The sequence below is a fragment of the Pseudoalteromonas luteoviolacea NCIMB 1944 genome (genome assembly GCF_001625565.1).
In the GTDB taxonomy this organism is placed as follows: Bacteria; Pseudomonadota; Gammaproteobacteria; order Enterobacterales; family Alteromonadaceae; genus Pseudoalteromonas; species Pseudoalteromonas luteoviolacea_F.
The window spans coordinates 56,907-75,858 of sequence record NZ_AUXS01000042.1; the positions used below are offsets into that span (position 1 = coordinate 56,907).

Annotated in this window: 12 protein-coding genes; 4 read left to right on the top strand and 8 right to left on the bottom strand. The window is 43.9% G+C overall.

Translation table 11 applies throughout. The features are described 5' to 3' along the window. Window position 1: 1 nt before the first annotated feature. On the bottom strand, window positions 2-1,528 hold the full coding sequence (locus N483_RS15670; protein WP_023399696.1) for a response regulator: 1,527 nt from the start codon (window positions 1,526-1,528) through the stop codon (window positions 2-4). A gap of 242 nt (window positions 1,529-1,770) precedes the next feature. Between N483_RS15670 and N483_RS15675 the strand changes: the two genes are divergently transcribed. Then, the gene (locus tag N483_RS15675; RefSeq protein WP_023399697.1) at window positions 1,771-7,305 is read left to right on the top strand and encodes a two-component regulator propeller domain-containing protein; all 5,535 of its coding nucleotides are present in this window, start codon (window positions 1,771-1,773) and stop codon (window positions 7,303-7,305) included. A 152-nt stretch (window positions 7,306-7,457) separates the two neighbouring features. Here N483_RS15675 and N483_RS15680 read toward each other — a convergent pair whose 3' ends face one another. Further along, on the bottom strand, window positions 7,458-8,681 hold the full coding sequence (locus N483_RS15680; RefSeq protein WP_023399698.1) for a right-handed parallel beta-helix repeat-containing protein: 1,224 nt from the start codon (window positions 8,679-8,681) through the stop codon (window positions 7,458-7,460). 177 nt (window positions 8,682-8,858) lie between these two features. On the opposite strand from N483_RS15680, the gene N483_RS15685 reads away from it, so the two are divergent. Then, window positions 8,859-9,965 carry a LamG-like jellyroll fold domain-containing protein gene (locus tag N483_RS15685; RefSeq protein ID WP_023399699.1) on the top strand — a complete coding sequence of 369 codons (1,107 nt, stop codon included), beginning with the start codon at window positions 8,859-8,861 and terminating at the stop codon, window positions 9,963-9,965. A 107-nt stretch (window positions 9,966-10,072) separates the two neighbouring features. Here the strand turns inward: N483_RS15685 and N483_RS15690 are convergent, their stop codons facing one another. Next, entirely contained in the window at window positions 10,073-12,109 is a 2,037-nt protein-coding gene (locus N483_RS15690; RefSeq protein WP_023399700.1) for a S9 family peptidase, read from the bottom strand. Between the two features lie 397 nt (window positions 12,110-12,506). Here N483_RS15690 and N483_RS27035 point away from each other — a divergent pair, with 397 nt between their 5' ends. Continuing rightward, window positions 12,507-12,653, top strand: a complete 147-nt coding sequence (locus tag N483_RS27035; protein WP_155735414.1) for a hypothetical protein — start codon at window positions 12,507-12,509, stop codon at window positions 12,651-12,653. Between the two features lie 79 nt (window positions 12,654-12,732). Here the strand turns inward: N483_RS27035 and N483_RS15695 are convergent, their stop codons facing one another. Together N483_RS15695 and N483_RS15700 are read right to left on the bottom strand one after the other, a co-directional pair. After that, complete coding sequence (locus tag N483_RS15695) at window positions 12,733-13,158, bottom strand: GNAT family N-acetyltransferase (RefSeq protein ID WP_023399702.1); 426 nt, start codon at window positions 13,156-13,158, stop codon at window positions 12,733-12,735. Window positions 13,159-13,175: 17 nt separating this feature from the next. Further along, a complete protein-coding gene (locus N483_RS15700) occupies window positions 13,176-13,781 on the bottom strand; it encodes a LysE family translocator (RefSeq protein ID WP_231105471.1) in 606 nt (201 codons plus the stop codon). A gap of 105 nt (window positions 13,782-13,886) precedes the next feature. Between N483_RS15700 and N483_RS15705 the strand changes: the two genes are divergently transcribed. Then, complete coding sequence (locus tag N483_RS15705) at window positions 13,887-15,272, top strand: PLP-dependent aminotransferase family protein (RefSeq protein ID WP_023399704.1); 1,386 nt, start codon at window positions 13,887-13,889, stop codon at window positions 15,270-15,272. A 37-nt stretch (window positions 15,273-15,309) separates the two neighbouring features. Here N483_RS15705 and N483_RS15710 read toward each other — a convergent pair whose 3' ends face one another. The 3 genes from N483_RS15710 to pbpC form a co-directional block, all read right to left on the bottom strand. Continuing rightward, complete coding sequence (locus N483_RS15710; RefSeq protein ID WP_023399705.1) at window positions 15,310-15,666, bottom strand: RidA family protein; 357 nt, start codon at window positions 15,664-15,666, stop codon at window positions 15,310-15,312. Between the two features lie 312 nt (window positions 15,667-15,978). Continuing rightward, a complete protein-coding gene (locus tag N483_RS15715; RefSeq protein ID WP_023399706.1) occupies window positions 15,979-16,608 on the bottom strand; it encodes a J domain-containing protein in 630 nt (209 codons plus the stop codon). A 156-nt stretch (window positions 16,609-16,764) separates the two neighbouring features. Further along, entirely contained in the window at window positions 16,765-18,948 is a 2,184-nt protein-coding gene (gene pbpC / locus N483_RS15720) for a penicillin-binding protein 1C (protein ID WP_023399707.1), read from the bottom strand. Between the last annotated feature and the right edge of the window lie 4 nt (window positions 18,949-18,952).

The following is an 18,952-nucleotide window of genomic DNA, read 5'->3' on the forward strand; positions in this document are numbered from 1 at the left end:
CTTAGGCGGTGGGCAAATTAACAAAGACAGAGGTGCCTGTTTGCTCATCGCTACGATATTCAATGTAACCCTTTTGTTGTTCTGCAAGTACTTTGGCTGTATAGGTGCCTAGACCAGAACGCGCCTCTTTACCGTATGAAACAAACTTATCAAAAAACTGATTGCGTATCTGTTTGGCTATGGGATCAGGGTTGTGGATTGCAATAGTGTGGAATTGGGCGTTATTTTCACTTTGTATGCTAATAGAGACTGTTTTGTCTCGAGATGTTGCTTCTAAGGCGTTTTGAATCAAATGGGTAAACAAGGCAAATAAAAGCTGTTGCTCTCCCTTTACATGCAAATTGTTTGGCACCGTGTTGGTAATATTGATCTGATGCTCTGAGATTATGTGGCTCAACCCCATTAGAACCTTGTCGAGCAGCTCACGCAATGCATGGGGGGAGGGCTCTAATGTATACTCGTCACGTTCAATTTTTTGCAAGGTTTGCATATTGTCCAAATGAAGCTGTAATTGTTGGCAGTTCTGTTGGATAAAATCTAAATATTGCTGTGCTTTTGACGGGTTATTTAAGTTATCCGACAATTGGTGGCTGGCAGTTTGAATTTCTTTGATTGGGTTGATGACTTCCTGCTGATTTACAGTATCAAACTGATCTCTGAGTTTGGCATTTTCCATCATGGTGTCAATTTGGGTGCGCATTAACCGATTTGAATCTATTGCGCGGCAGTGTGCTTTAACTCTCGAACGCACAATAGAAGGGTTTGCCGGTTTGGTTATATAGTCCACAGCGCCTAGCTCTAACCCTTTAACGATATGCTCTGTTTGCTCTAAAGCCGACAAAAATATTACGGTAATATGCTGTGTATTAGGGTCGGCCTTAAGTCGTTTACACACTTCAATGCCATCCATGTCTGGCATCATAATATCTAACAGTACCAAGTCGGGTTGGGGCTCCATTGCACATATTTGCAACGCTTTTTTTCCATTTAAGGCTGCCTTTACTTTGTAATCTTTGCGCAAAATATCACTGATAACCTTGATGTTATCTGCGACATCGTCGACCACTAGAACTTGAGTTACGTGCTCACTTTGTGCCGTCTGTTCTGCTGCATTGGCTTTCATCGGCCTAACTGGCTTACTTAGTGCGCGCTGCAATCGGGATAACAAAATTTGGCTAGAGAATGGCTTGACAATGTATTCGGATACGCCACTTTGAATGGCTTGCATCACATTACCTTGATCTATGGTGGCAGAGGTCATAACAAAAGGGATCTGCGCTGTGCGAGGAGTACTGCGGACATACTGTAGTAAAGAAATCCCATCTAATTTGGGTAATTGCCATTCAGAAATGATGAGTTGCACATCGTTATAAGTGAGTTTTTCTCGAGCATCTACACCATTTGAACTCTGTACGACAGTGACATTTGCGGCGAGCTTTTTGGCTGTACTGGCTATCATGGAACGAATGGATTCGTGAGGTTCCACAAGAAGAATGGTGATTGGCTGGGGGTTGTCACTCCAGGTCATAGCGCTCTCCGCGTCAAGTTTGCTTAATGGAAGTTAAAGGCTAATTGGCTGTCCTTGGCACGCGACTACATAACTGAGTGATTGATAGACAAAAATTAACTCTTCTTATTTTGCACATGTTATCGAAAAGTGTCTAATAATTATGCATACACTCATATTGATTGAATAGGCAGCACTTATTTCCCTGATGTGTTGCTACAGAGTGAAAATGTTTGCAATCCAGATATCTCAAGGAGTCAGATATGCGCCTTTGGCGGCTGTTTTTGTTTTTAATAAGTTTGTGTATGTATGTCGAAAGTGTCGACGCCACCTCGCAAGTTAAGGTGGAAGCCATTTCAGCATATAATGGTTTAGCAAACCCACAAATTTACGCGGTGTCAAAGGATCCTCAGGGATTCATGTGGTTTGGAAGTGCCGACGGTGTTAAGCGCTATGATGGATATCAATTCGTCAGCTTTAATCACGACCCAAACGATCCTCATTCGTTGTCTGCAAACAGTGTTGGAGCATTACTCTTCGATAACCAAGGTCGATTATGGGCTGGCACATGGGGTGGCGGTCTAAACCTGTTTATTCGCGAAAAACAGCATTTTGTGCACTTTAAACATGATGACAGTGATCCCAACTCCCTCGGCGCCAATAAGGTACAAACACTATTTGAAAGTCGCGACGGTACTCTGTGGGTTGGCACCAATGGGGGAGGACTAAATCGATTGAGGGGAGATCTGCAAAGCTTTGAGCGGTTTGTACAGCAGCAAAATAATCCCCATAGTTTAGGCAATAACCGAGTGTGGAGTATCAGTGAGGGGGAACAGGGCGGTATTTGGGTTGGAACATCAAATGGGTTGTATCGGCTAGATCGAGATACTGGGCAATTTCGAGCATTCGGTGTAGCACCTCGCTCTTTGGATCACGCTGAAGTACGTCAAGTATCAGTGGACGATATGGGCCGGATCTGGGTAGCGACGCGAACAAGCTTTGGTTTGTTTAACCCTGAAACGGCTGAATACCACACTTTTAACTTACCATCAGGTACCTTACCGAGTGTCACTAGGTTACATCATTTTAATGACGATATTTTATTGGCCACGTTTGCAGGCGTGTATCGCTTTTCACCTCGGGTGAATCAGTTTGTTCCCGTGATAGATAATGGTGAGTTGACGCTACTTCAAAACCGTGATGTCAGGCAAATCCTGATTGATGACAGCGGGTTGCTGTGGGCGGCGACGCGATACTCCGGCGTGCAAAAGGTGTTTCCAAACCCGCCTGCTTTTGTGTCTTGGCAGAACTTTTTGAACGAGCAATTACTCTCTGGGTTATTTAATCAAGTACTGGCTATTGAGCCTGCCAAAATGGGCGGGGTTTGGTTGGGCACAGGTCGCGGTTTAGTGCACTTCGATGGCAAATCGCAGTTTACACCTTTTGCCGATGCGAAAACTTTACAGGGCAATTATCGGTTGCGTATTCACAGTATGGCCCGAAATGCACAAGGCCAGCTATTTGCAGCAACCAGCTTTGGGCTATATCAAGTTGATGAAAACGAAAAATCGCTAAGCTTAGTGCCTCTACCTTGGTTAGATGATTCCCGTCGCTCCGTTGAACATGTCAGCTTTGATAAACAAGGGCAAATGTGGCTTGTGCTGGCTGGGCGTAGTGGTTTGACACGACTGAATACGACAAACAATGGAGTGACACACTTTTTAGCGGGGCAGGACTTGGAGTTTACCTTTCATGACAGTGAAGGACAGGTATGGGCAGGCACCGATGGAGAAGGGGTATTTAGAATCGACCAGCAAACCTCTGAGTTTGTGCAATATACGGCGCACACAGGGCAAGTAGGGCCCAATGGCAACTATGTGACTCATGCAATGCAACAAGGTGAATACATTTGGCTTGCCACCAATTTGGGGATAACGCGTTTCGACATGTCTAACAAGCGTTTTAAACAGTATGACAACACCGCGTCGCAAGTTAACTTTGCAGTGAAATCAATCGCCCAAGACAAAGACGGTTTTTTATGGTTTGCCAGTGCCAGTGGCGTGTTTAAATTTGACCCAACCTACGGTATTTTTCACCAGTTTACGACAAATGATGGTTTGATAAATCATCACTTTTTGGCTCGTTCATTTATTGTGATGGATGAGCAAATATTGTTTGGCAGTATCGATGGGATCACAGGTTTTAATCCCAAAGATGTCAAAGTGAATACCAGTGCACCCCCAGTCGCGTTCACGCAAGCTTTTATTGATGGTCGCCCTACCGCAATCGACAACGGTGAAATCCGTCTGAGTCATCGCGACAAAAACTTATCGATTCATTTTGCAGCACTAGATTACCAAGCCACTGACGACAATCGCTATCGCACTTGGTTGGATGGCTATCATGATAAGTGGAGCGCCATTACCCCCGAGCACATTGTCAATTATCGCGAGTTACCGCCAGGCACATATCGCTTTCGGGTTCAAGGAAGTAACAACCACGGTGTGTGGAATCAAGTTGGTATTGAACTCAAAATCATCAGTGTTCCAGCATGGTATCAAACTTTGTGGTTCCGTATATTAATGCCATTGCTTGGGGTGTTAATTCTGTTAGGGGCATTTTGGCTCAGAGTAAGGCAGTTGCGAGAAAACAGCATCGAGCTTGAACGCAAAATAGCCCGTAGGACGCGAGATATTGTGGTGTTGGGGGAAGTTGGGAAGGAGGTCGCTGCAACCTATGATATGCATGTGATAAGCGAAACTATATACAACCATTTGAGTGATATATTGCACTGCGAGTTTTTTGCTGTTGGGGTATTTTATCCGGAAAAAGACTATGTCGATTATATTTATGCGAACCAGCAAGGGGAGCTATACGAGGCATTGGAAAGCCATACCAAAGTGATCAGCAGTGCTGACGTATACTGTGTGTCAAATGGCCAAGAGTTTTATGCTGCCTGCGAAGAAGAATGGCAAAGTGTTGATTTAAAAGCATGTAATAACCTCTATGGGGAACAAACTAAGTCGGTATTTTGCGCGCCTTTGGTGGTAGACGGTAAAGTAATCGGAGTATTTACCGTGCAGTCAAACAAACCTCGCGCATATAAAGAGGTTCATTTAAACGTACTGCGGTCCGTGGCCAATCACATTGCTGTTGCGCTGGCGAATTCTTTGTCTTATAGCGAATTAAAAGAGGCTGAACAACGATTGGACTTGGCGATGCAAGGAGCAAATGCGGGCACGTGGGAATGGGATTGCCAGAGCGATTTATTGGTCACAAACGCGATTTGGTCAACCATGTTAGGTTATCAAGAAGGTGCGTTGGAATTAAACTATGGAAATACCATAAAGCGCTGGCGAGAGCTTATTCATCCAGACGACCTTCCCCTTGTAGAAAACGCACTTCAAGCCCACTTATCAAAACAGACAAAAACTTACCGCTGTGAGTTGCGGATGAAAACGGCCAGTGGAGAGTGGAAGTGGATATTAAGCATGGGTCAAAGTGTTTTCGTGAATCAAGATAGCCGACGCAAGGAGATGTTTGGTATCCACATGGATATTTCAGACTCCAAAGACTTAGAAGTCGCGCTAAAACAGGCCAAAGAACGCGCTGAAAGTGCAACGCAAGCCAAGTCAGACTTTTTGTCAAATATGTCTCACGAGATCCGTACCCCGATGAATGCCATTATAGGTATGAGCTACTTGGCATTGGAGACAGAGCTTAACTTTAAGCAACGTAATTATGTTCAAAAGATCCATCGTAGTGCCGAATCCCTGCTTGGTATTATCAATGATATTTTAGACTTCTCTAAAATAGAGGCTGGCAAGCTGGATATTGAGCAAGTTGAATTTTGTGTAGAGGAAACGCTGCGCAGTTGTTTAGATTTAATTGCAGTCAAAGCCAAAGAAAAAGGCTTGGAATTGTGCGCGCATATAGAATCTGCCGTACCGAGCAAGTTAATTGGCGACCCGCTGAGACTGTCGCAAATTCTGCTTAATTTAGGTAGTAATGCGGTTAAATTTACAGAACAAGGGGGCGAAGTATTAATTGATGTGCGCGTTGAGCAGCAGCTTGGCGGAGAGATCACGTTACAGTTTGCAGTGGTGGACTCAGGAATTGGTATGTCTGAAGAGCAGCAAGCCAAGTTGTTTAGCTCATTCTCTCAAGCTGACACATCAACAACACGAAAATATGGCGGTACAGGGCTTGGGCTCGCGATTTGCAAAAAGTTGGTGGAACTAATGCATGGTGAAATCCATTGTCAAAGTGCATTGGATGTCGGAAGTACCTTTAGCTTTACGTTGGTTTTGGATGATGCGCTGTATGAACCTGAAGCACGGGGCAATATACCTGCAACTCAAGCTGTGATCATAGATGACAACCACAGTGCCAGCCGTAATCTCGTTTCTTATTTGTCTAACTTTGATATTCAAGCGCACAGCTTAACTTCTGTCGAGGTCAAGGATGTGACGAGTTTAGTTGCAGATAAAGATATTATTTTTATTGATATGAGAATTGAGTCGCAATTTGGATTGGTACAACAGCTCAATAAAGCTGGATCTCAAACCCCGGTAATTTTAATGCCACTGTACGATGCGCAAATAGTTGAACCTTATCTGCAAAATCAGCAAAAACTGAGCTTCGTAGTTAAACCATATTTGGCGGTTGATGTCTTGGCGGCCTTACAGCGAGTTTTTGGGTTAAGTCATGATGGCGACTCAGCTTCAGTGACTCAGCAAGAGAGCATTCATTCATTGGCGGGAGCGCGTTTGTTATTGGTTGAGGACAACGATTTGAATCAAGAGTTGGCGATTGCCCTGTTGACTGGGAAGGGTATTGCCGTCGATGTAGCTGAACATGGCCAGCAGGCCTTGGATATGTTGGCGCAAGCGCAATACGATGGTGTCCTCATGGATTGTCAAATGCCTGTAATGGATGGCTATACAGCGACACGCGAGATCAGAGCGCAAAGCCAATTTGAATCCTTACCTGTTATTGCTATGACTGCCAGTGTGATGATGGATAACCAAGAGGCCGCATTGGCTTGTGGCATGAACGATATTATCAGTAAGCCGCTCAACGTAGACAAAATGTTCGCGACATTGCAAAAGTGGATAAAGGTATCCGAGCAAAGTCAGCATCATGCTGAGCAAGTGGTCCCCGCAAGTGATGAGCTTCAATACCCAAAAATTCCTGGCGTTGATGCAGGTATTGCCAAGTCTATATCTCAAGGAGATGTGGCACTTTACATGCGTTTATTGCAACGATTTGTTGATAGACAGCAGCATTTTCACGCACATTTTGAAGAGGCACTTGAACAGGTTCACACAGATCCTGATGGGCCGATGCGCTGTGCACATACGCTAAAGGGGACCGCAGGTAATATTGGGGCTACGCAGGTACAGTCTGTTGCGGGAGAATTAGAGCGAATTTGCGCAGACCAAAAAGCGCATACGGTAGCCTTGAATCAAGTGCATGAAAAGCTTGAGCCATTAATATTTGCGATTCAGCAAGTACTTAATAGCATGGATAAGGAAGAGCAGAGTGTCCCGATTAACTCAGTCCAGCTAACTGAACAGCAGATTGCACAAAAATTAAGCCAGCTAACTGCTTTGCTGGAAGATTATGATACTGACGCAATTGATCTGGTTAGTGAGCTTCTGCCTATGTATCAAGGGACACGATTTTTCGATGTCTTTACGCAGTTAGTAACATTGATTGATGATTATGACTTTGATGCGGCAAGTGAATTGCTAAGTCAAATTAAACCTGAACTACGCGTATCAGAGCAGGCTTAAGGCAAATGTGTAGTGCATCTAAGTCGCTCGACTTTTAACTAAAAAATGCTGAGCGTGCCAGTCAAGGTATGTTGGCAAGGATTGACATTTAGGCACGCCCAGCAAAAAGTTTTGGCAAACTATATTCGCCTATCTTGTTCGAAATAATCCGATTAGTAAGCGGATTGCGTCACGTAATGATGGTTATTCAGCTCGTGTCGCAATACCGAATCATTCAAGTATGAAAAGGTTTTTGGGCGGCCAGCGGCATCTACTGAGCCGTCATTTTCTATACTATTCTCAATGATTCGATGTGCAGAAGCTGTATTGATTGCATAGAGCTTCAAAGCATAACTTCCCGGGTGAATAATCAAGTTCCCTTTGTAGTCGTGCGGCAATCCATTTTGAATACTAGCGTCCTGCTGTGCCATATTTCGTGCAAAAATGCCATTTTCACCAGCATAAATAATGTGGTTATTGAGCACTCTAACCGCATCTCCCTCGATCATCATGCCATTGCCACCACTGCGATAAATGAGGTTGCCTCTGACTTCAACGTCATTACCACCAATTTGAATCCCTGTATTTTGCCAGTGGAGATCGAAAGGGCTGACACCTGTTCGGTAAATCGTGTTGTTATTGACAAATGTATTGCCTTGGATGGAGTTAACTTGAATACCATCCGCTCCGATGTTTTCTAACTTATTGTCAAAAATATGTACATCTTGGAGTTTGTGCGGATAAACGGTCGTCAATGTGTTATCACACAATAAGGTACGTGATCTCCCTGTATATCCGATATACATGCCTTCTCCACTTTCAGTGTCGTGGATGTAGTTATTGTGAATGCGGATCCCTGTCATAGTAAAATTTTCAGCCCATGTGGCTGCGTCACATGTGGGATCTGTTTTTATCAACATACCAGCAAATCTGGCGCGATAAATTTCAAGATGATCAATTTCGATTTGTTCACTCAAAGTGCCAACACCCAGTGTGCCGCCTAATCGAAGTCCATACTCAGACACATCTTCTACAGGCTTTGAGGTGATCCGCAGCCACTGGCTATTTTCTACTGCAATACTGTATTCATAAGGAGAAAATGTCACTACGCTATCTTGATTGCGAATGATAATTGGCGCCGATGCACTTCCTTGCACATTGCGTACTCTAAGCGGCCCTCTTGTGCCGCCTTCGAGGCATAAAGTGTCACCTGGATTAACGCCCATGGTTTGGCCGTCTATCAAGTGCTGATTACGATTTATGTAATGATCACACTTTAGATTTGTTATCTGTTCGTGGCTATTATTTTGCAGGTCAATATTTGCAAAACTAGGGGCTGTGATGAGTACACTACATACTACCAAAGCGCTTTTTGAGGATTTAATTGCATTCGTCATTGGACACTCCATTATCAAATGTTTGAATATATTGTTGATTCAAAGTGAATAAGAAATTGCGTTTATCTTGATGAGCATGTTCAGAAAACACTAGAAAAATAGGGTAAATAAAGAGTAAAATTACTTTTACCGGATATGGGTAAGTGTTAGTTGTTGATATTTATGGATAAGTTTTTTATGGATGAAAAAAAGTTAAGTTTAGAAAAATGTAAAGGGTTCTGGGTTGGTAGTGTTTATGCCGATTTAAACACTAAAACTTTGAGCAAAAATGAACTAAAGCAACCCTTATCGGAACTGTCTTTCTCGCTTCTTTTGACCTTGATTGAACATCAAAATAACCCACTGCCAGCAGAGCAATTGCAAAATATTGTTTGGCAGGGCGTGATCACAGGCAATGAGAACGTAAAACAGCGTATCAGTATTCTCAGAAAAGCCTTCCAAGCACTGGATGAACAAGAGCAAATAAAAAATATCCGCGGCAAAGGGTACTTGTTGGCACAACCCGTCAAATTAGATTATATGGATCACACATTTAAGAGGTGGCCATTTGTGATTGCCGGAGGTGTCGCTGTAATCGTTGTCTTGATTTGGCTGAGCTGGTTATATACTTCAACCTCTAAAGTATTAAAAAGTGAGCAGTATCAACTGTCTGTATTGAAGGGAGAGATTATCAAACTCGCCAACAAGAAATCCGATATGGCCTTTTGCTTAGATGGTTTTGACGACTATGTTGAGGTTGTTGATTCTGAATTGGATGTGAGTACAGGTGATTTTTCAATCTCTACTTGGATACAAACTTCATCGACAGGTCAACATATCATTGTCGATAAACGGTATGAAGACCAAGTCTCCGATGTACAGGGCTATGTATTTTATATTGACGATGGTTATTTGGCACTTCAGCTCGCTGACGGAGATGGCAGTTGGTATTGTCAAGAGCAGGACTCGTCTTGTACTTTTTACGATTCGCAGGCGTTTGTTGCAGATGGACAATGGCATCATGTTGCGGTCAGTATTGATAGAGACCGTAATAAAGGCATTCGATTTTATCTCGATGGGCAGTTTAATAGTGCGTTCGACCCGACAGGCCGTCAAGGTTCCTTGAGCAATGAAAAGCCGCTGCGTATTGGCAGCCGTTCTTCGTTTAAAACAGGCTTATTTAAGGGCGCGATAGGTGAAATTCAAATACACCATAATGTGATGACGCCATCACAGATACGAGAGCAATATAAGCAAGGTAATTACCGAAGTTGCAGCGGATCTGGTAGTAAAGGTGGGATATGAAACAAGTTGGCGGTCGAATTCTAGGCGAGTAAAAAGGCGCTTCAATGGGGTCGAGAATAGCGCAGTTGCTGGGTATATTCCCAGCAACATATGTTTAGATTAAGACGTTATTTTTTGTACATCTCAAACCATGCGAGGGTATGTTCGATTTTAGAGATCATACGAGAAGGTCGGCCAGCAATACCGTGTGGAGCGCCAGGTACACGTACTAGTACTGTGTCAACTTTACGTAGTTTTAATGCTTGATAAAACTGCTCTGACTCCGACATAGGCGTACGTCTATCCAGCTCACCTGTCATGATTAAAGAAGGCGTGGTGACGTTGCCAACCAATGATAGTGGTGAGCGTTGCCAGTAATGGGCCAGATTTTCCCATGGAAGGCCGGGGAACTGATTGCGAATTTGGCCTAGGTAACTATCTGCTGTGAGCACTTTACTGATCCAGTTAATCACAGGTTTGGTGATGGCTGCTGCGTTAAACCTGTCTGTCAACCCAATCGCATAAGCTGTTGCAATACCACCCGCTGAACCACCAGCAATGAAGAGGTTTTGCTCATCTATAAAACCTTTGGCGATCAGTGCATCCACTGCAGAATTGTGGTCGGCAAAGTCTTCTTTTGAGCTGTATTTACCATCGAGTAGGAGTGCAAATCGCTCACCATAACTGGTTGAACCGCGATAGTTAACATAAACAACAACGTAACCTTGTGCTGCATAACGCTGTAATTCAGCACTAAAATGTGGGCCATAAGCGAGATGCGGACCACCGTGAATTTCGACTAAAAGCGGGTACTTTTTCGATTTGTCAAAATTTGGTGGCGTAATGTACCAGCCTTGGATCTGTTCGCCATCAAACTCTGATTTGTAATTGAGTTCGTGAACTTCTCCGAGAGTTCTGTGGGCTAACAAGTCTGCGTTTAACTGTGTCAGTGTTGCCGTTTTCCCTTTGCGCCAATAACCTACATCGGCAGGAGAATGGCTATTGCCTTGTGTATAAGCAATGGTGCCATTATTTGCCATCGTAAAATTACCGCTGACATACGGGCGGCCTAGAGTTGTACCAGAGACATCATCAGTTAATTGAGAAATTTTGCCACGGGTAGAAACTTTTGCCAGCACTCGCTTTCCAGTGTCATCATATTGGATCACAAAGTCGCCTTTGCCTGCCCATTGGTAGTCAGCCACTGAACGGTCTAGATCATCTGTCAATGAAGTAAGCTTCTTATCCTTTATTGACAATAAAGTTAGCTGATTATTGATATAGGGAACCGGGGCATTGCCACGACTGATAAAAGCTAGCTTGTCACCTTTTTTGGAAAATGTTGGGTTGTACTCAGAACCAGGTAAATCGGTTAGTTGTGTCAGAGATTGATCTGTGACGCTGACTTTGAATAGATCCGTTTCGGTTGTGCGGTACTCCCACTCAGGGTGTTGATCCGATGAGAATACGATACTTTGATTGTTAGGGCTCCAAGCGAGAGGACCTCGGTGTTGAAAGTCTCCCTTAGTCAGCTGTCTTGGTGTACCACCGTTGGCTGGTAACACAAAAACATGCCTAAAAGCAGGCTCTAAATAACCTCGGCCATCGGCTTGATAGCGTGCTTTTTCGAAGATTTTAACAGGCTCAGACCATTCGGCGCCTTTGGGTTTGCTCGGCAGCTTAACTGATTTTGCAAATTTGGATTTGCCTTGCGGGACATTCATCGTGAATGCAATCTGTTGGCCATCTGGTGACCATGTAATATTCCCAATTGCTTTGGGAAGCTGGGTTAAAACGGCTTGTTTATCTTGTGCTAACCAATACACATGCAATTGGCGAGAGCCACTGCTGTTACTGGTAAATGCGATTTTTTTACTGTCGGGAGACCAGCGCGGCTGACTGTAATTAAACTGATCAGCAAATAGTGGGTAATGTGCTTTTTCAGCGATGTCATATAACCACAGTGTACGTTTCGGCTTGTCACGCATAATGTCGTAACTGCTTCTTTCGTAAACTATTTTCTTACCGTCTGGGCTTATCTGCGTGCTGGCCGCATACTCTAGCGCAAAGATATCATCGGACTTGAAGGTTGAGCTAGCGACACTTTCAGTGGCCGCAAAGCCAAATAAGGCACCAGTTAAGGCGAGCGTTGTTATTGGTTTCATAAAGAGAGTCTACCGTTTTTAATTTGCTTTACATTAAAAGTGAATCGTAGGATAAACAAGCGTTATGAGATGGGATCACGCAGTGCTTAGTCGAATGGATGTGTATGGTTTTGATTTAAATCAAGTAATATAAAATAAGGATTATTGCTAAGACTAAAGTAGTAATTACTGGAGAGGCATAAGCAGTGTGCTTCGTACCGCAAGTATACCCAAGTGTTGGCCCGGTTTTAAGTTTTATCATTATTTAGGATTGTGCATTTTTCTGCTTCATTATTAATCATATATTCTATTGTGTAGGGATTTTGTGGGTAAATAATTCCTTGATATTGGCTGGTAAAAGGATACTTTATGCATGCCAGACAGAGCTGGTACATAAGTTATATTAAATAAGGAGATAATGATGAAACTAAATCTTAAAACAAAGAAATTAGCTAACCTTTCGAACAAAGTGGTTACTCAGCACCTAACCGACAAAGTTGCTGGCGGGGCAGTGATCACTGGGTGTTATTTTCCATGTAAACCACAAACTCATACGGGCAAATAACCCGTAAGAAGCGGTGCCATATCGGGTCGAAAGACGATGAATGGCACCTGCTCAATATGAAGCACTGAGCACTTAATGGTTATGTGTGCTGGCGGGTAAAAGAAGATTGGGCACGACGCTCCATTAAGTATTGTGGCGCTTCAACACTGTCAAAGCCAAATTGTTGGTACAAGGTATGAGCATCGTGTGTGGCTAGCGAAAATCGTCTAAGCCCCTGTAACTTTGGGTGTGTGACCACAGCATCCAGTAACTGTTTAGCATGGCCAACACCGCGAAATGGTTCTAATACAAAGACATCTAACAGATTGGCAAATGTCGATTGATCGGTGACAACTCGGGCAAAGGCGATGAGTTGATTATTTTGTACTAAAGCAAAGCACAATGAATGATCAATGGCTGTTTGTAGTTTCTCTTTTGAGATCCCTTTACTCCAGTAGCTACGCAGCGACAAAAATGTGTGTACCTCATTGAACTGAGATTGAGTTAGTTGATTCACTATGTGCATGAGATGAACTCCTGTATCTAATTGAGGTGGATCAGTGGAAGACAGGCGAGCAATAAACTGGCCATCAGATAGTTGAATTTTTGCATGCGAGCTTGGCTTTGCAGCTTTTTGCTGATCACCTTGCCAAAGTAGGTCCAGCTGAGTCCACTGCCTAGCGCGACAATATTGAATACCAACACGCCAAGTATCGCAGAGTGCCAATAAAAGTCTCCGGGCAATGTAAGTGCTGTGGTCAGTGACAGCAATGTGGCCATGGTTTTAGGGTTAATAAGCTGAAATAACGCAGCTTGCATAAATGATAGTGGTTTTGCTTGCTGGGGTTGAAGGCTGTTTTTCGCGTGTTTAAATGCAATCTTATAAGCTAAGTAGATGATGTATCCACTTGCCAAAAATTTAAAGGTTAAATGCAATTGTGGGTTTGCCAATACTAGGTGACCTAGCCCCATTAGCATGACGATATGGATAGCTGTCATTCCTGCGCGAATACCAATGAGATGTGGCATGGTTTTTTTAATACCAAATTGAGACCCAGAGTAAGTCAGCAGGATGTTGTTAGGGCCAGGTGTAATCGATGCCGCAAAGCTGAATAGCATCAAAGCTGGCAGTAAGGTAAAAATTTCCACTGATGGCAAAGTGAACTCCTTATATTGTATCAATACAATTGTTGCTATTTGTTCTGTTTTTAATTATTGTCATAAGTACAAATAGGCATCAATTTATTTATTGTTATGGATACAATTTGGCAGGCTGATTGTGAACAGTTTTCACAATTAGCAAGTACTCAACCTAAATATATGGCACTTGCTGAGCTCATAGAGCAAGCAATAGATAATAAACAGCTGGCTTTTGAGCAGCGATTGCCTGCGCAAAGAGCATTGGCAGATGCGTTGCAGATAACACATGGCACAGTGACGCGCGCTTATGAGCTACTGGAGCAGCGTGGTTATGTTCAGGCAAAATTAGGTGCAGGTACTTACGTAACTAAAAACAATAGTCTACACCATCAAATGCAAATAAGTGATTTAGCATCGAGTGTGCAGCCATTGATGGGACAAGAAAGCATCATTGCACGAGCCATGCAGTCGCTTGCACACAGCCATACTGATCTATCGGAGCTGTTAACTTATAAGCTCAATGGTTTGCCTCGCCATCAAAGCTTTTTCCGGGATTGGTTAATTCAGCGCGGGTTTGCGTGCGAAAAACATGAAGTGGTCTTTACGCAGGGCGCACAGCAAGGGATTTATAGCTGTTTATCAACGCTCTGTGATCCTGGCGATGTTGTTTTACACGAAGCTTTAACGTATCCCGGCTTTTTCAAAGCATGTAAGAGTTTACAGATACACACCAAGGGTATTCCTGTTAACAGTGAAGGCATTGACTTAGCTGTGCTCGAATCAATTTGTCAAACCCAGTCGGTGAAAGCGATTTACATTACACCAAACTGCCAAAATCCAACCAATGTGCGCTATAGCGAAGCGAGGTTGCAAGCGCTGTTGGCTTTGAGCCGTAAATATCATTTTTTCATCCTAGAGGATGATGTGAATTATTGCTTGCCAGAAAACTGGCGATTACCACTTTGGCAGCAAGCGCCCGACCGTGTGTTTTATCTAGCCAGTTTTTCCAAGTATTTTAGTGGTGGCTTACGCGCAGGTTATCTGCTTGCGCCTTTATTGTGGCAACAGCAGGTGATCAATACGGTTCATGCACAATGCTGGTCGGTGTCGATGACGAACTTTGAGTTGTTGATGCGTGCGCTGCAAAGTAAAGAATACCAATATGTACAAACAAAGTTGGAGGACGAAATTCGTTATCGCCAAGCAGCGTTGAACAGTGTGCTAGCTCAGTTTTCATTTTCAGCGGAATTTCAGGGCTTGAATGTTTGCTGGCAATTACCTGCAAATTTAAATATGCACTATGTAGCAGCTCAGTTTAAATCCCACCAAGTCGAGGTTCGAGCTTTAGATGTCTTTTCTTCTCCATCAGAGGCATGTGAGGATAATGGAATACGGTTTACTTTGGGCGGGCCTGCAACTCGGGAGGCATTTAACTTTGCAATGTCACGGGTTGAAGTGGTGTTACAAGAGCTATTGATGCAATCGGATGTGGTCATTTAAAGGACATTTGCCGACTTTGGTCGGCAAATGTGACTGATCAGTCTTTTTTCACAGCTGCAACCACAGACACTTCAACGAGCAGTTCAGGTCTGGCCATCGCCGCTTCAACGCAGGCTCTTGCAGGCGCGTGGCCTTCAGGGACCCAAGCGTCCCATACTTCATTCATTTGTGCGAAGTATTGCATGTCACTGATATAGACGGTTGCACTTAACATGTGCTTTCTGTCACTGCCTGCTTCTTCAAGTAGGGCATCTACTTTATCGAGCATGGTTTGCGTTTGCTCTTTAATACCTTGTGTCGCATCTTGACAAACTTGTCCACATAAGTAGATGGTATCGTTATGCACGACGATACGGCTCATTCGTTGGTTTGTATGTGTGCGCGTAATGGTCATATTTATTCCTCGTTAGCAGGCCTATATTTCAGGCTTGGGTAGTTAGGTTGAAGTTCGCTTGTCATACATGTTCAGTGTCAATGTCCATGTGTGGGCGTGATGTATTTGTCCAGTAGTATATTGCAATTAAAGCGCTTAATTAAGCGCGATTGTCAGACGTTGTACCTGTTTTACTAGTTAAACCGCTGTTTGTACTGGAGGCAACAAGTGGGATGTTCACATTAAAAGCGAAACGCTTTAAGTTAGCGTGAAGGGGGCTGATATGATGAAAAAAGGCCAATGCTAGCACAGGCCTATTTTAGTTAATCCTATTTACACAGAGATCATGATTAAGCCGATGGCGCAAATGATGGTTAGGCCAATAAATATGTTAGCTAAGTTACCAGTATCAGCAATTGGTTCTGGAATGATTTCAGGCTGCGGGATCTCTTGTTGCGTCATGCGATAATAAAAGTTATCACCATAGCGTGCTTTTAGATCATCACGCTTGGTCCACTCCAATTGTGTGGTGAGAAAGATCAGCACTTCGCTGGTGACCATTTCTTTATCATTTTGACAGGACTTTTGGTGCGCCAATACTCGATCAAATATCAGGGCGGCTAAGTCTTGCCTGAGCTCTATCTCTTGGCATGCTGGATGATCTATAAGCAGCTGCCATGCGGAGACTTGTGTATGCCTATGTGCATTGCCCAGTAACTCATTTAATTCTTCACTAAACTCGCTAAACAGCGGGTTCGCTATGCTCTGCTGCGAAGGCGTAAATGGCTCTGCCAGTCCGCTGATCACCGATTGATAGGCTGCATTGAGCTGCGTTTCTTGTTCAGCTCGGGTTTCTTCTGGGGATGTTTTTAAGTCTTCTAGCTTTTGTTGATACGCCGCTTCAATTTGTTGCTTATCTGAAGTTGGAGTTAGTTCTAGTACATTCCAAGGATCTTTTGACACGGTTTAGCTCACCTTTCTTACTCTGTCAGTTTAATCTGTCATTATTAATGACATAAAGACTACAGTCATGTGGTTGAGTGTAGCAGACTCCTTCTACTTTTCTAAACCATAGGTGACGGTTTTGTTGTTACTTTGGGTAAATTTAGGGAGGACGGTTTACGGGTGAATATAAATGACGTGCTTATCGCATTGCGAACGAAAGCATGCTGATACAATGGTCTTGCCTAAGTATTGCTCTAGCTTCAGCTCTGGCTTTTTTTGCGGTGCATGATTGATGAACCAATTAACATCAACTTGGCGTGAAGATCTTAACGGCAAAACGTCCAATTGAGATCGGTAGTAATGTTGTCCACTGCGCAGAGAGGTGATGGCGATGCCGGTATCAACGGTAGTCGCATCTGTCGTGGCAGACCTTGGGTTGGGTTGGCTAGGGCTTTTTTTGGTGTTCAGCCAATCAGAGAGCTTTTCTGGCCAAGATGAGAAAGTCGTAAAGTCACCATTTATATTCATACTTGGTGGCGTTGCATGGTTTATTGTCCAAGCTTGATGCTGAGAATCACAGCTATCTTTTGACACCTGAGCCAGTGCTAAGCCACTTGGCCAGCATATGATGGTATTGGTAACTTGCTGAGGCCGAATAAGTTTACGACTATCTGGTGGTAACAAGTCAAATGCATCAAACATCAAAGGTGCAGCTTGTGTTGCTCCGAGGTAGCCAAGCATAGGGCTGGCATCTGGGCGGCCAACCCATACTGCAACAGTGTAATCAGGGCTGACGCCCACCGACCAGAAATCGCGATACCCATAACTTGTACCTGTTTTCCATGCGATTTTTCTGCGTATAGACGGGACCACTCGATCTGGTGCACTTTGAGCACTGAGCATTTGGAAGGTGATCCAACTGCTTTGTGCAGAGAGGATTGATGTTGGCGACTGGAGGTTGAGATCATGACTTAGCACCTTGAGCGGGGCGACATAACCGTTGCTGGCTAATGCACGGTATAGTTTCGCCAAAGTAAGTAGCTGGGTGCCCGTCCCCCCTAGACCCACAGACAAATTGGCTTTTTTATGACTGAATTCAATACCCGCACGGGAAAGGTTGTGTTCAAATCGAGCGGGTGTAATACGATTTAATAGCTGAATTGCAGGTACGTTTAATGACTTTTGCAAAGCGCGCTCAGCACTGATCGGGCCGTTAAAATGACCATTTAAATTTTGTGGCTTGTAACCGTCGAAGTTTGCTGGAATATCACTCAAAAGGCTTTTACTGTGAATAAGGCCCATATCTAGTGCTTGGCCGTATATAAATGGTTTTAGTGTCGAGCCAGGTGAGCGTGTGGCGCGTACCATATCAACGTGTGCAAATCGGCTGACATTTTGGAAGTCGATAGAGCCCTGATAGGCTCGGATCTCTGCACTGGGGTTATGCAAGACAACGATTGCTGCGGAGGCCTTGTGGGGTAAATGGGTGCTGGTGTGACGCAGTAGCGCAGCCAAACGTTTTTGTAGCGAGTAATCTATCGTGGTAGTGAGTTTGTGTGCATTGGAGTAACGTTGTTTTAAATAGCGGCTTAGCAGTGGTGCTAATGTGGGCTGCGGATCTTTGTGCAGCTTAACGGATTCTTTACGTAATAGTTGGTACTGCTCCGAGCTTAACAACTTCCCTTGTTGCAAACGCGAGAGTACTTTATTGCGCATGGTTTTTGCGCGTTCTAGATATCTGTCTGGTCGATATAGAGAGGGCTTTTGTGGCAACACAACCAACAATGCAGCTTCGTTTTTATTGAGTAATACTGGCAACTTATCAAAGTATCTAATGGATGCTGCGGCGACACCTTCAATATTGCCGCCAAATGGCGCTAAATTGAGGTAGAAAGTGAGGATCTCTTTTTTACTATAGTGCCACTCCAATTGGATAGCCCTTGCAATTTGATGAAGCTTTCCGCCAATGGTTCTGGAGTGGGGATCAATTAAACGCGCGACTTGCATAGTCAGCGTAGAGCCACCCGATATGACTCGTCCATTGCGTATCCACTGCCCAGCGGCGCGCAGCAACGAAAAAGGATTAACGCCAAAGTGATAATAAAACCATTGATCTTCGTAATGCAGAAGCGCATTTAAATAGAATTGATCTACGTCCTTTGGCGTTACGTGATAGCGGTGTACACCTTGCTGGTCACCAAAGGAGCGCAAAGTCCGTTCGTTACTGGCGGTGACAAGTGTCGATGGCCCGTGTGGGTATATAGCCGGCAGAGGGTTATGGGTATGCCAAACAACCGCAGCCATGATTATGGCAAGGGTGGAGGCTGCGACTGTGAACAAAGCTTTTTTCAAAATCATCTAA

Bases quoted from the DNA above. Each gene is read 5' to 3' on its own strand.
- N483_RS15670 (WP_023399696.1), bottom strand. From the start codon at position 1,528: ATGACCTGGAGTGACAACCCCCAGCCAATCACCATTCTTCTTGTGGAA.
- N483_RS15675 (WP_023399697.1), top strand. From the start codon at position 1,771: ATGCGCCTTTGGCGGCTGTTTTTGTTTTTAATAAGTTTGTGTATGTAT.
- N483_RS15680 (WP_023399698.1), bottom strand. From the start codon at position 8,681: ATGACGAATGCAATTAAATCCTCAAAAAGCGCTTTGGTAGTATGTAGT.
- N483_RS15685 (WP_023399699.1), top strand. From the start codon at position 8,859: ATGGATGAAAAAAAGTTAAGTTTAGAAAAATGTAAAGGGTTCTGGGTT.
- N483_RS15690 (WP_023399700.1), bottom strand. From the start codon at position 12,109: ATGAAACCAATAACAACGCTCGCCTTAACTGGTGCCTTATTTGGCTTT.
- N483_RS27035 (WP_155735414.1), top strand. From the start codon at position 12,507: ATGATGAAACTAAATCTTAAAACAAAGAAATTAGCTAACCTTTCGAAC.
- N483_RS15695 (WP_023399702.1), bottom strand. From the start codon at position 13,158: ATGCACATAGTGAATCAACTAACTCAATCTCAGTTCAATGAGGTACAC.
- N483_RS15705 (WP_023399704.1), top strand. From the start codon at position 13,887: ATGGATACAATTTGGCAGGCTGATTGTGAACAGTTTTCACAATTAGCA.
- N483_RS15710 (WP_023399705.1), bottom strand. From the start codon at position 15,666: ATGACCATTACGCGCACACATACAAACCAACGAATGAGCCGTATCGTC.
- pbpC (WP_023399707.1), bottom strand. From the start codon at position 18,948: ATGATTTTGAAAAAAGCTTTGTTCACAGTCGCAGCCTCCACCCTTGCC.